At 65.2% G+C, this 12,914-nt stretch carries 12 protein-coding genes; 3 read left to right on the top strand and 9 right to left on the bottom strand.

Going from position 1 to position 12,914, the window contains the following annotated elements; translation table 11 throughout:
* Nucleotides 1-8: 8 nt before the first annotated feature.
* From AC1DJ5_RS02455 to AC1DJ5_RS02435, 5 genes are all read right to left on the bottom strand, one after another.
* Nucleotides 9-2,843, bottom strand: coding sequence for a TonB-dependent receptor (locus AC1DJ5_RS02455; RefSeq protein ID WP_477019566.1), 2,835 nt, complete (start codon nt 2,841-2,843; stop codon nt 9-11).
* Between the two features lie 127 nt (nt 2,844-2,970).
* On the bottom strand, nt 2,971-3,996 hold the full coding sequence (locus AC1DJ5_RS02450) for a FecR family protein (protein WP_441453426.1): 1,026 nt from the start codon (nt 3,994-3,996) through the stop codon (nt 2,971-2,973).
* On the bottom strand, nt 3,993-4,544 hold the full coding sequence (locus AC1DJ5_RS02445) for an RNA polymerase sigma factor (RefSeq protein ID WP_441453428.1): 552 nt from the start codon (nt 4,542-4,544) through the stop codon (nt 3,993-3,995). The genes AC1DJ5_RS02450 and AC1DJ5_RS02445 overlap by 4 nt, the downstream gene beginning before the upstream one ends.
* 359 nt (nt 4,545-4,903) lie before the next feature.
* Entirely contained in the window at nt 4,904-5,092 is a 189-nt protein-coding gene (locus AC1DJ5_RS02440; RefSeq protein WP_477019681.1) for a helix-turn-helix domain-containing protein, read from the bottom strand.
* Nucleotides 5,093-5,278: 186 nt separating this feature from the next.
* Complete coding sequence (locus AC1DJ5_RS02435) at nt 5,279-5,566, bottom strand: hypothetical protein (protein WP_477019565.1); 288 nt, start codon at nt 5,564-5,566, stop codon at nt 5,279-5,281.
* Nucleotides 5,567-5,805: 239 nt separating this feature from the next.
* On the opposite strand from AC1DJ5_RS02435, the gene AC1DJ5_RS02430 reads away from it, so the two are divergent.
* Nucleotides 5,806-6,168 (top strand): hypothetical protein, encoded by a 363-nt coding sequence (locus AC1DJ5_RS02430; RefSeq protein ID WP_477019564.1) that lies wholly within the window; start codon nt 5,806-5,808, stop codon nt 6,166-6,168.
* A gap of 78 nt (nt 6,169-6,246) precedes the next feature.
* Here AC1DJ5_RS02430 and AC1DJ5_RS02425 read toward each other — a convergent pair whose 3' ends face one another.
* Nucleotides 6,247-8,484 carry a TonB-dependent receptor gene (locus AC1DJ5_RS02425; protein WP_477019563.1) on the bottom strand — a complete coding sequence of 746 codons (2,238 nt, stop codon included), beginning with the start codon at nt 8,482-8,484 and terminating at the stop codon, nt 6,247-6,249.
* Nucleotides 8,485-8,681: 197 nt separating this feature from the next.
* Here AC1DJ5_RS02425 and AC1DJ5_RS02420 point away from each other — a divergent pair, with 197 nt between their 5' ends.
* Nucleotides 8,682-10,205, top strand: coding sequence for a carboxylesterase/lipase family protein (locus AC1DJ5_RS02420; RefSeq protein ID WP_477019562.1), 1,524 nt, complete (start codon nt 8,682-8,684; stop codon nt 10,203-10,205).
* Nucleotides 10,202-10,906, top strand: a complete 705-nt coding sequence (locus AC1DJ5_RS02415; RefSeq protein WP_477019561.1) for a TetR/AcrR family transcriptional regulator — start codon at nt 10,202-10,204, stop codon at nt 10,904-10,906. The genes AC1DJ5_RS02420 and AC1DJ5_RS02415 overlap by 4 nt, the downstream gene beginning before the upstream one ends.
* A gap of 12 nt (nt 10,907-10,918) precedes the next feature.
* Here AC1DJ5_RS02415 and AC1DJ5_RS02410 read toward each other — a convergent pair whose 3' ends face one another.
* From AC1DJ5_RS02410 to AC1DJ5_RS02400, 3 genes are all read right to left on the bottom strand, one after another.
* Nucleotides 10,919-11,416: an isoprenylcysteine carboxyl methyltransferase family protein gene (locus AC1DJ5_RS02410; protein WP_477019560.1), complete on the bottom strand. Its 498-nt coding sequence runs from the start codon at nt 11,414-11,416 to the stop codon at nt 10,919-10,921.
* Nucleotides 11,413-12,330 (bottom strand): type III polyketide synthase, encoded by a 918-nt coding sequence (locus AC1DJ5_RS02405; protein ID WP_477019559.1) that lies wholly within the window; start codon nt 12,328-12,330, stop codon nt 11,413-11,415. Before AC1DJ5_RS02405 ends, AC1DJ5_RS02410 begins: the two co-directional genes overlap by 4 nt.
* Nucleotides 12,331-12,461: 131 nt before the next feature.
* Nucleotides 12,462-12,857: a cupredoxin domain-containing protein gene (locus AC1DJ5_RS02400; protein ID WP_441453443.1), complete on the bottom strand. Its 396-nt coding sequence runs from the start codon at nt 12,855-12,857 to the stop codon at nt 12,462-12,464.
* Nucleotides 12,858-12,914 lie beyond the last annotated feature (57 nt).

The following is a 12,914-nucleotide window of genomic DNA, read 5'->3' as shown; positions in this document are numbered from 1 at the left end:
CATGGCGATCAGAGTTTGCAGATGAGGTGGAGGTAGAAGGACTGGCCGAACTCAAGCTCGCGTCGCTTGAACTCGAAATCCCGGCCCAGCAGACCGACACGGTTGGCGTCGCCGATGTTGCGCGCCTGGAACTTGATCAGAAGCCGGTCGGTGACCTGATGACGGATCATCAGGTCCCAGGTCAGGTAGTCGGCCCAGCCCTCGCGCAGCCAAGGCTGGGCACCGAAGTCGTCGACATATTCGCTCTGGTAGTTGACCGCGATCCGGGCCTCGCCGCCGCGCGGTAAGGCGTAGAAGACGGCGGCATTGGCCAGCCAGTCGGATTGAAACGGAAGCCTGTGCGCCGTCACGGCCCGGCCGTCGATCGGATAGGTCGTCTCGCCCCACAGGCGCGTGGCGTTAAGCGAGACGCCGACCTTGTCCTTCAGCGGGCCGGGCAGGGCGATCCGTTCGTTGACGAAGCTGAACTCGACGCCGCGTTCGGACGAGAGCTCGGCGTTCAGCGGCTGCCTGACCGCATAGGCGACCCCATCGATCATTTGCTGGGTGGTCAGCACGAGGATGTCGTCGGCCACCTCTTTGTCGAACAGGGTCAGGGCCATCATGCCGCTGCTCCCGTTGAAGTATTTCTCGACCGCCAGATCGTAGTTGTCGGCGCGGCGCGGGCGGATGCCCGGATTGCCGCGCGTGATCGTCAGTTCCTGATCGTCGCGGGTTTCGGGGCGAGCCAGATCGCGAGGGTTGGGGCGGCCTATCGTCTGGCTGAAGCTGGCCTTGACGCGCAGATCGTCGCGCGGGAGCCAGGCGAGACTGGCAGACGGCAGCAGTTGATCGTAGCCGCTGCCGTTGGCGGCGAAGGCGGTGACGCCGTTCACCGTGCGCGGAATATAGGCGTCGCTCTCGGAACGATCGTAACGGACCCCGCCCGCCAGCTTCAGGCGATCGGTGGAGAAGGTCGCCATGGCGTAGCCGGCGCCGATGGTCTCGCGATACTTGTAGTCTTCGGCGACGGAGTTCCGAGCGGAAACGTCGGAGTTGACGGCCAGGGTCGGCGCCTTGATCTCGAAGAAGCGGCGACCGTTCATCCACAGAACCGGATAGGGCCAGTCGAGAGGCGTGAAGTCCGGTGCGTATTCCAGTCCCGTCAGGGCGGAGCCGTCGCTCAAGTAGTTTAGGTAGGTGTTGTCACGGCGCAGGGCGAAGCGCCGCAAACTCGCGCCGGCCTTGAACCCCCAGCCGCGGTCCTCGAACGCTGCGTTACGCGCATAGTCCAGCCGAGCGTCCGTCAATTCGCCTACGACGTCTTCATGCGCCAGGCTGGCCGCCCGAAGCGTGAACCGGCTCGGGTCGCGATAACTCGCGGGATCGTCGAGCGTGAACCTCGGATGATAGGCGCCCCCCGTGTAGTAGAGCCGCAGGTTGGGCGCATAGGCGTAAGAGACGTCCGGGATCAGGTCTTCATACGAAGAACGTGAATAGCCGATGCCGAAATCCAGGCTGGACCCGGCATCGGGCCGCCATCTGGTGCGGAACTGGGCACCGCGCGTCGCGCGATCATAGGTGTGGTGGCGGTAGGCGACCCTGTAGTCCCTGACGCGCAGGTTGCCCGTTTCCGCCGTCTGGTTCAGCGGGCGATCCAGCGCCGAGAAGTTGTTGGTGTTGCGGGTTTCGGATTCGCCTTGGGTGTACTGAAACAGGGTCAGCGCGCCATAGAGGGCATCGGTCGGACGGTACTCGAAGCGAACCGAGCCGCCGGCGTTTTCGATGGCGTTGGTCAGGTTGTAGGCGACGAACTGACCGGGGGCGGAAAAGCCGTTCCAGTCGGGGCTGTCGGGCGTCGTCTCCAGCCCGGCGGCGTTATAGTAGGCGCGGCGCGGAACGTTGAGATTGGTCTGGTCGCGCTGCTTGCGCTGAAAGCCGGCGGTGAGCACCAGGCCGAACTGATCGCTCGCGCCGAACCGGTCCGCATAGGTGAAGTTGAATCCGCCGCCCCAGGGAGAGTCCTTGGACCCGCCCATACTGTTGTCGCCGGGCACCGCATTGTAGGTGAAGTCGTTGGCGTAGACGTCGACCAGGAAGAGGCGGCGCCTTCGATCATAGGCGCTGCGCGGAACGATGTTCAGGACGCCGCCCACCACCGCCGCGTCCAGGTCGGCGGTGAAGGTCTTGAAGACCTCGGACTTGCGCGACGACGAACTGGGGATCAGCGCCAGATCGACCTGGCGGCGCCCGCCGCCGCCGGTGCCGACCGAGGCTAGCGTCAGGCCGTCCACCGTCACATGGTTCCAGTCCGGCTGGATGCCGCGAATGGTGACCAGGGAGCCTTCATCCTCATCATACAGCGTCGAGACGCCGGGGATGCGACGGAGGGCCTCCGCCAGCGACTGGTCGGCCAGGTCGCCTGTGTCGTCCTGGCTGAGGGTGTCGACGACCGTGATCGACTGACGGCGGTTGGCGATTTCCTCACGCGCCTGAAGGCGGGTTCCGGTCACGACGACTTCGGAGACTTCGAACGGGAGGGGCGCTGCTGCTGCTGCGGTTCGGCGCTCGATCAGGTAGGTGCCGGACGCATTCATCCGCCACGTCAGACCAGTTCCGCGCAGCAAGAGGGCGAGCCCCGCTTCAACGGAGGCGGTGCCCCTGACCTCCTGTGATCGATAGGGACGCACCAGATCGGCAGGCGCGATGATCTCGCGTCCGGTTAATCGTCCCAGTTCCACCAGGGCGGAGCCCAGGGGTTGCGGAGCGATGGTGATGACGGCGGGGCGGGCGACTTCAGCCAGGGCCGAAGCAGGCGTCGCCGCAGCCGCGCCGGCCAGGACGGCGCAGCTCGCTTGCAGCAAGGCTCTGAATCGGACTCTGCCGAGAATCTTCACGCTTGACCCCCTGTTCGGCCCACCTTGGGACGGACACGAGATCAGGAACGGTCAGGAGAGGTGAAACCTCAATTCTTTATACGTGAAGATTTCACTACATTTTTGTCTTGGAAGACAAAACAAGTCCGATGTCTGAACTGTTTACATCTAAAAGAAACACTTCGGCCATGGTGTGCGCGAACCGTTCAGGCTCGGCAACGCGGAACGAGCCGCTGACACGCAGACGCCCGACCTCCGGATCGGCCAGCTGGATGGGTCGGTTCGTGTAGCGGTTGATTTCCGCGACCGCCTCCGACAGCGGTGTGTCATTGAAGGCGACCAACCCTTCGCGCCATTGCGAGAGTTGACGGACGTCGCCGGGGCGAACGCTGACGGGTGCGCCGACCTGCGCCACAAGGACCTCTCCTGGCGCCAGAACCTCCGGCGTGGAGGCGGATCGACCCTGCGGGCGTTCGTTCTTCACCAGCACCCGCCCTTCGATCAGGGCCACCCGAACCTCGTCGGGCTTTACGAAAACATCGAACAGGGTGCCGGTGGCGGTGATCACCTGTCCCTGGGCGTAGACGCGGAAGGGCAGGGGCGATCCATGCGCCACATCGAACTGCGCCTGTCCAGCCAACAGGCGGACCGCGCGTTCACGGTCGCTGTAGTCCACTTCAAGCACAGTGGCCGTATTCAGGGCGACGACGGAGCCGTCGGGAAGGGTCGCGGTCGAGCGTTCGCCCACGGCCGTCGCATATCGGACGGCTTGAGCGCTGATGCTCCCGGACGAGATCGCCCTGCTAGGCGAGAAGGTGGTCATGGCTCCCCATGCCAGTGCTCCGCCAATGGCCAGAACGCCGATTCCGGCCGCCAATCGCACCCAGCCGTGGGTATAGGGCCGGCGCTCCGCACGAGCCGCCAGCGCTGCCTGACGCATGGCCAACAGTTCGTCTTCGCCGCCGTGCCGGTCGAGTGCGTCACAGGCGTTCCTGACCGCAGCCAGTTCACGGATGTGATCGTCGTCCTCGTCCAGCCAGGCAGCCAGACGCCGGTCGTCGGAAGGCCCCGAGCCGGCCTCCTGAAGCAGAAGCCACTGGGCGGCGGCTTCTGCGCCTTGCATGTGAGAGCGGCGCGTCATGGGTGCGCCCTCCCGATGCGTTCGGCTAGGCGGGCAAGCCCCCTGACGAGATGCTTCTCGACAGCGCTGACCGATATGCCCAGACGCCGGGCGATCTCCGCATGGCGCATCCGTTCGAGCCGGGCCAGGACGACGACATGACGCGTGCGCTCGGGCATTTCGCGCAAGGCCGCCATGACGAGCGCCAGTTCCTGTCGTCCTTCGACGATCCGGTCCGCCGCCAAGTCCGGCCGGGCGTGCAGCGCTTCGTCATAGGGGGCGTGCCGATCAGCACTGCGGGCACGGGCGCGCCGGAAGTGGTCGACCGCGACAGAGGCTGCCGTCTCGAACAGATATCCCTCGGCGCTCTCCAGACTCGCGAAGGCGGGATGGCGCGACAGGCGCAGGAACACTTCCTGAAAGGCGTCCTCCGCTTCCTCGCGGATCAGGCCTCGACGCGCGAAATAGCGGAGGAGCGCCGACCGGGATCGCTTTGCAAGCGCAGCCAGTTCCTGGTGATGGTCGGACCGGCCAGGCGACGCCTCGTCCGGCTCCTTAATGGCGACCAAGGTTTCCACTCCAATCGGCCTTCAAACTCGGACGACGCGCCCATTACGAACAGGAACGTCGCTGATCTGGAAATCCTCATATCCGGTTGGCGCATTTCCCGCAGGCCCCTGGCTGCAAGTATTGCTCCGCCACCATCAAGAGCGGCGAGGGCGACCATTTGTGAGCGGCCAAGATCAGGCAGTCGAACGTCGGGGCTTGGGCGGCCTGCCAGGGCAGACGCACTGATCCAGTACGACCTTGTCCGCGCCTAGGTGGTCGCACAAAACGATTTGAACACCGAGCACGTGTCCAGCTTCAGCGCCAGATTACGGCCTTCAAACAAAACCATCGTCCAGGGCGCAGTAGCCCGTCGTAGGCTCTATGATCTTGTAGAGCGGAGCGACCGATATAGAGTACTACGGGATACGCCCAAGGTGGCAGCGATCTCAGCCATTGTTTGATCAGGATGCTGCATCAGATGGCGCGCTTGTGTCAGTTGTTTCGGAGATAGGGCAGGGGGACGCCCGCCCCTTCTGCCTCGTGCACGCGCAGCGGCTAGACCTGCCATTGTCCTTTCACGCGTCAAGTCGCGCTCGGGAATCTCATCAATCAGGAACCAAATAGCCAATTTAGGCCGGTTTAGGCCGGAGTCTCAGGAATGAGGAACTCTGACAATGATCGGCTTCGCTTCATGATTATTCTTCGCATAATATATCTTATGCGATTCATGAAACCTGTATCCGTCGCTTTCGGATCAGAGCTTCGAAAGGCCTGCCTGCAGGTCGGCCACATCCATGGCAGGGCTTAGCTCAAAAGTAGCGTTTAGCCCGGTGAAGAAGGGTTCAGCCAGCGGTGGAATCTGGGCGGACGAGGCCAGATCGAACACAGCGACCATGGTACGCTTACCGCCTAGAGCGGTGAACCAGACCCCCTCGGGTTTGGCCGCCTCTGTGAAGCCCTGGATTATCTTTGGCAGGGTCCCGTCCTTGATCGCACGATTGGCGGCCTCAACCTCCATCTGAACCTTCAAAAGCATGCGCATTGGTCGCTCCGTTTGTTGTCTTGATGCGCCGCCCCGATGACGGAACAACCACTCACGCTCAAATAAGGTTTCAACCACTGCGGCTAGCCCCCCGCATGGCGGCTAACAAAAGAGACAGACCACAGCCGAATCGTCTGAGATGAGTCGTCGGCCCTATCACTCGCAAGGTTTGCGATCAGTGGCCGTTACTTTCGGAGCCGCCGGCGCTAGAGAACGCCCCTCGCATCGAGGAGCGGCGCATGAGCCAGGGCTATGAAGACCACGAGGCCTTTACCGGCGCGGTGGCGACCCTAGACGACGTGCAGGCCCGCAAGGCGGTTTTCGCGCTAGGCGATACGGAAGACGCCAAGACGATCGACATGGACCTGCCCCAGCCGCTGATCTGGTGGGAGGATGACGGCGAACAGGCGGCGGTGGCCGTGCAGGCAGAGGCGCACGTCGGGTCCGATGGCGAGACCATGGAAGTGCTCGGCCTGATCCTGCCCGACGGCAGCGCGGCGGTGGCGCTGATGGACGATGTCGACCTGGTGGACGACACTGATCCGACCTGGCGCGACCTGGTCGCCAGCGCGGTTGATGGGTCTGACGGAGACGACGACTAGATTCTTCTCGGCGATTGTCGTCCCCTCCCCCCGAACCTGCGTTCTTGCGGGAGGGGCGGCAGTCACCTGGAGTGCAGCTTAGAAGTTCGCCGTCACACTCAGCGTCACCGTGCGCGGCGCGCCATAGAAGCCGATGACGGAATCTCCCGTCAGCGCGCCCGGGAAGTTGTAACCGCCAGCGCGATAGCGTTCGTCCGACAGGTTCCGCCCAGCCAGGCTGACGCGATAGCGAGCGTCCGGCGCCGTCCACATCAGGGTGGCGTCATAGAGCCAGTAAGAGCCCTGATCGAGCAGAGGGATCGGCGTCTCGAACATCTGCGTCGCACCACGATACGAGGCCATCGGCGTGAAGATCAGCGAGCCGCGATCACCCAGATCGACGCTGTAGGGCAGCGCGATATTGGCGGTCCAGTCGGGCGTGTTCTGGAAATGACGCTGGTCGGCCAGGTTTTCGCGCTTGCCGGTCAGCGGGTTAAAGGTGACGAAGTCGTTAAACTTTGCGTCCAGGTAACCCAGCGTCAGACGCGGGATAAAGCTGTCGGTGACCCGCGCGCTGGCCTCCAGCTCCCAACCCCAGATCTCGCTGGACCCGGCGTTGTCGACGAAGCTGACGACCGAGGCCGGGGGGATGAAGAACTGCGAGGTGATCTGCTGGTCGGTGTAGTCCGACTTGAACAGCGCCGTGGCGAAGTTGATCCGGCGGTCCAGCAGCGAGCCCTTCAGTCCGATCTCATATGTGTCGACCAGTTCCGGCTGATAGCCGTTGATCGTCTCGGGATAGAGGGAGGCGTCGCCGCGCATGTCGAATCCGCCTGACTTGAAGCCGCGCCCGTAGGAGGCGTAGCCGGTCAGATCAGGCGTGAACTTGTAGCTGGCGCTGACCCGCGGCGTGAACTCGGCATAGGTGTCCGAGTTGCTGTAGTTGGTCGAGGGCGGGCCGGCGGCGATGGCGGAACTGTTGCCGAAGAAGGGGCTCTTGATCCCCAGATAGTTCTGACGCAGTTGATGGACGCTCTTCTTGTCCTGGGTCCAGCGGCCGCCGACCGACAGCGACAACTGGTTCGTCAGATCATAACTGAAGTCGGCGAAGGCGGCGAAGCTGCGGGTGTCCACCTTGCCGCCCGTGAAGGTCGTCAGGCCGGGTTTGAAGCCGGGCGGTACCAGAGGATACAGGCCGATGACGGTGTCGAACGCGCCTTCGGCCGAGGCGTCCATGTAGAAGACGCCCGCCACGCCCTGCCAACGCTCGCCTTCGAACAGAGCCTGAAACTCCTGGGTGAACTGGCTGTCGGCGTAGTAGCCGGGGATGTCGAGGATCGGTTGCGGCAGGCCGTCGAAGTCGATTCCCGAACCCTTGGTGTCGCCGTCGCGCCAGGCGGTGATCGACTTGAAGGTCAGGGTGTCGTTGGCCGCCCATTCGCCGGTGAAGGACAGGCCGCGCGTCCGCACGTCGCCCTCGTCGCCGATCCCGGCGCGAGTATCATAGACGCTGTCCGGACTGGGCGCCTTCAGACGATAGCCGTGACGGGGATTGGAATCGTCCTGGGTGATGTCGCCGGCCAGACGGAAGAACAGGTCCTCGGTCGGCGTCCATTCGACACTCAGACGGGCGGCGGTGACATCCTTGTTATAGTGCTCGGCGCCGGTGTTCAGGTTCGTGCCGAAGCCGTCGCGGGTGTAGCGGGCGACCGCGCCGCCGACGCGCAGGGTGTCGGTGACCGGGGCCGAACCCGAGGCGATCAAGTCGACCTGATTATAGCTGCCGTAGGCTCCCTTGAGCGTCAGTTCCGGGTCCTGGCTCAGGCGCTTGGTGACGTATTTGATCGCGCCGCCGATGGTGTTGCGGCCATACAGCGTGCCCTGCGGTCCGCGCAGGACTTCCAGCCGCTCGATGTCGAAGATATCCAGAACCGCGCCCTGCGGGCGAGCGACATAGACGTCGTCGACATAGAGGCCGACGCCGGGCTCGAAGCCCCACAGCGGGTCCTGCTGGCCGACGCCGCGGATGAAGCTCGTCAGGGTCGAGTTGGTGCCGCGCGCGATCTGCACAGTGGCGTTCGGGGTCTGCTGCTGCAGGGTCGTGATGTCGGCGGCGCCGGTCTGTTCCAGACGCTCGCTGCTGATGGCCGACACGGCGACCGGCACATCCTTCAGCGACTCTTCACGACGGCGTGCGGTGACGACGATGTCATCGACGCTGGAGGCCTGTTCGCCGGAAGCGGTCGCCTGCTGCGCCAGCGTCGGAGCCGCGCAGAGCGAGGCCGTGATGAAGGCGCTGGTCATCAGCGCCAGACGCAACTGTCCTGTCGTTCGCATTCTCGTTTCCTCTCCACGCGCGGTCGTTTGGTCGCCGCTGATCTGTGTTGACCTGACGGTGGTCCGCGAACGGCCCCGCTGTCAACATCATTCATTCTTGCATGAATGATGTTTCACGAAGCGGCTCGACAGAGCTCCAAGCCTTCTTCATCCTCGAATGAACGAGCGCGACGAAGATCGCGGCGAAGGGACGAAACATGGATCAAATCACCAAAGCCACGACGCATCCCGTCGCGCACACCCTGCGTGGCGACCTGCGCGGTCGTCGCGAAGGCCCGGCGAACGTGTTTCGCGGCGTCCCCTACGCTGCCGCGCCCATAGGCGACCTGCGCTGGCGCGCGCCGCAGCCCCTCCCCGCGTGGAGTGACATACGTGAAGCGGCGGATTTCGGGCCCTCCGCGCCCCAGGCCGGCCCTGCCGACGTGACCGACATCGTCTCCATCGGCGGCGCGCCCGAGCCGACCGGCGAAGACTGTCTGACGCTGAACATCTGGGCGCCCGCCGAGACCGCCAGTCCGGCGCCAGTCATGGTCTGGCTGCACGGCGGATCGAACCGGATGGGAGCCGGCTCCCTGCCCTTCTATGACGGCGCGGCCTTTGCGCGAGACGGCGTGGTGCTGATCAGCGTCAACTATCGCCTGGGCCAACTCGGCTTCTTCGCCCACCCGGCGCTGAGCGCCGAGGGCGCGCCCGACGAGGCGCTGGGCAACCAGGCCCTGCTGGATCAGATCGCGGCGCTGGAATGGGTGCGCGACCATGTGGGGGCCTTCGGCGGCGATCCCGCCAACGTCACCCTGTTCGGAGAATCCGCCGGCGGCCTCGACATCCTGGCCCTGATGACGGCCAAGCTCGCGCGCGGCCTGTTCCACAAGGCCGTCGTCCAGTCTGGCGGCGGCTGGCTGCCGGCCACGCCGTTGAAAATGGCCGAGGAACGCGGCGTTGCGGCGGCGACGGCACTGGGTCTGACTGCTCCCGACGCCGCTGCCCTGCGCGCCGTCGCGCCCGAGCGGTTGACGGCGATCGAGGGCGCCTTCGGCCCGGTCATCGATGGCCGGCTGCTGGACCGTGATCCGATCAACGCCTTCGCGCGCGGCGACTTCGCCGACGTGCCGTTGATGATCGGGGTCAACAGCGGCGAGGATTCCCTGCTCAACTACGGCGGCGGGCTGAAGCGCTTCGGCCAGTTGATCAAGCCGAACGCCAAGCTGGCTCGTCTCTATCCGCAGGCGAACGGCGACGAGGAACAACTGATCCGCCTCGGCTTCCGCGACTTCGCCTTCGCCGCGCCGGCGCGCTGGGTTGCGTCCAGGCCGCGCCGCTCCAAGGCCTGGCTCTACGTTTTCGACTATGTCGAGGAGGCGCGGCGCGAAACCATGCTGGGCGCCGCCCACGCCGCCGAAATCTTCCACGTCTTCGAGACCCTGGACCAGCGCCCCGACAACGCCCCGCCCGCGACCGAGGCCGACCGCGCGGTCAGCGCCGCCATGCACGCCCGCTGGGTCGATTTCGCCCGGACCGGCGCGCCCGGCGCCGACTGGCCCGCCTATGTCGCCGCCGACGGCGCCTGGATGGTGTTCGGCGACCGGCCCGGCGGCGAGGTCCGGCGTGGCTGGTGGAAGGCGGCGTTGGACCACCACGGGCGCAAGGGCAAGCTGCTGATCCTGCTGCTGCGGGCGCGGGATCGCCTGCAACAGTTGTTCTCGGCTAGACTGCGTCGATGACCGCCACCGAGAGCAAGCCCCGTCCCAAGGGGACGGCCAAAGCCAAGGCCCCGCCCAAGCCCAAGGCCCAGCGCCGCGAGGAGACGACGACCCGCATCCTCGACGTGGCCGAGGCCCTGTTCGCGCGCGACGGGCTCCACGGCGTCACCCTGAAGGCCGTGGCCAAGGAGGCGGGCGTCGATACGGCCCTGCTGCACTATTATTTCGACGACAAGAACCGGCTGTTCTCGACGGTCTTCGGCCGCCGCGCCGAGGTGGTGAACCGGCTGCGCCTCGACAGCCTGGACCGCTACGAGGCCAAGCACGGCGACGCCATGACCGTGCGCGGCGCCATCGACGCCTTCCTGCGTCCCCTGTTCATCCTGTTCGAAAACGGCGACGCCAGTTGGTTGAACTATGCGGCGCTTGTGGCCCAGGTGAACAACACCCCGGTCTGGGGCGGCGACACCATGCACCAGCATTTCGATCCGGTGATCGAACGCTTCATCGGCGTACTGAAGCGGATTGCACCGGAAACGCCCGAACGCCAGATCTACTGGTTTTATCACCTGCTGTCGGGATCGCTGACCCTGTCGCTGGCCCAGACGGGTCGCATCGACGTTCTGTCCGGCGGCCTGTGCAGGTCCTCGGAAATGGCGGCCATCTGCGACGCCATGGAGGCTGTCTTCACCGGCGGGTTCGAGGCCATCCGCCGGGGATAGGTCGTCAGCCGCCTAGCAGCGCGACGAAGCCCGCAACGCCTCCGCTTCACTGCTGATCCTGACCGCCATCATCGCGATGTTGAGAAGACTGAAAATCAGGGCGAACCACACCAACCCGAAGGCCAACGGGAGGACAAGAATTTCAACCGCTACCACCAGGTAGTTCGGGTGCGACACGAAGCGGTAAGGCCCTCGCCGCACCAGCGGTTCGCCCGGCAGGGTTATGATCCGCGTCGTCCAGCGACCGCCCAGCGTCGCAATGACCCAGACCCGCGCGGCCTGAAGGCCGATGAAGAGGGCCAGCAGCCAGAGGTTCAGCGATCGATCCCAGGCCAGAAGCCATAGGCCGATCAGCCAGGCGGCGTGAAGTACGACAATGAAGGGATAGTGGCCGGCGCCGGTCTCGACTGCCCCGCGCGCCAGCAGCCGCCGCGTGTTTTCCCGGGCCAGGGCCAGTTCGCCGATACGCTGCGCCGTGACGAGGCTCAGAATGACGACGGACAGGATCACGTCGCGCTCAGGCTCACGGTGCTGGCGGTGAAGCCCGGCCCCAGAGCGACCAGGACCGATTTCGTCGGCAGACCGGCCCGCCTGGCTCGGTCCAGCACATAGAGGACGGTCGGCGCCGACATATTCCCATGCTCGGCCAGGACAGCGCGCTCGTGATCCAGCCGTCCAGGTTCGAGCGACAGCGCGCTTTCCAGCGCGTCGATGACCTTCATCCCGCCCGGATGACAGATGAAGCGGTCCACTCCCGCGACGCTGAGCCCCTGCGCCGCCAGCATTTCATCCATCGCCGGCCGCAGATGGTTTTTGGCGAAAGGCGGGATCGCCCGGTCGAAAATGACGCCGAATCCGGTGTCTCCGACCCGCCAGCCCATGATGTTCAGCGTGTCCGGCCAGGTGTGTTCCGCCGCGCCCTCGATGCTGGCGAAACCGCCCTCGCCTGTCCGCAGCACGCAGGCCGCCGCGCCGTCGCCGAACAGGGCGGTGGCCACGATGTCGGCCTTGCTGAGGTTGTCCATCCGGAACGACAGGGTGCAAAGCTCGACCACGACCAGAAGGACCACGCTGCCCGGCGTCGCCCGCGCCAGCTTGCTCGCCAGCCCCAGCCCCGTCGTCCCGCCTGCGCAGCCCAGGCCGAAGACCGGAATGCGGGCGGCGTCGGGGCGAAACCCCATACGCTCCATCGCGCACGCCTCCAGACTGGGCGTGGCGATGCCGGTCGAGGACACGGTAACGATGGTGTCGACCTCGCGTCCCGTCAGGCCCGCCTCGTCCAGCGCCCGATGCGCCGCCTCAACGAACAGGTCGATAGCAACCCTCAGATAGACCTCCGTCCGCTCGGGCCAGCCGCGCGCCTCGAAGAACCATTCAATCGGCATCGCGGATTGGCGCGTGTCGATGCCTGCCGTGCTGAACACCGGGGCCATCCGGTCGAAACCTGGGAAGCGGTCCTGGAGCAATGAACGAGCGGCCGCGGCGGCGTCATCCTGACGTAGGATGTTCGGCGGCGACGCCGTAGACAGCGCCAGCAAGGCGACGGGAGGCGGCACTAATCGACGACCGCCGTGCCCTTCATGCCGAACGCTGAATGCATGAAATGGGTGCAGTGAAAGGCATAGGTGCCTGGCGTGTTCGGCGTCAGACGCAGTTCGACGCCCCCCTCGCCGACCTCGACCTTTCCATTGCGAACCAGTTGAGCGGTCGCCGGGTCCAGCGTCGAGGCCGCGAACAGTTCGGGCGCCGAGAAGCTGTGGGAGCCGCGGGCGTCGATCAGTCGCAGCACGACGGGAACGCCGCGTTGCAGATGCAGAGTCGACGGGACGAACTGATAGTTCTTGAGCTGAACCTCGATGACGGAGGGACCGGCTTGCGGGGCGGGAGAATACGCCGCGGTCAGGGTTAAGGCGGTGGCTGCGGCGGCGATCGTGAGGCCCGTGTGGAGCATGGCGTCGATCCTTCATCCGGAAAGCAATGCAACGCCGCTTGCTGATGCCGGTTCAAT

The organism is Brevundimonas sp. 01N35, from assembly GCF_056399785.1.
This window is presented reverse-complemented; position numbering and strand designations above follow the sequence as displayed.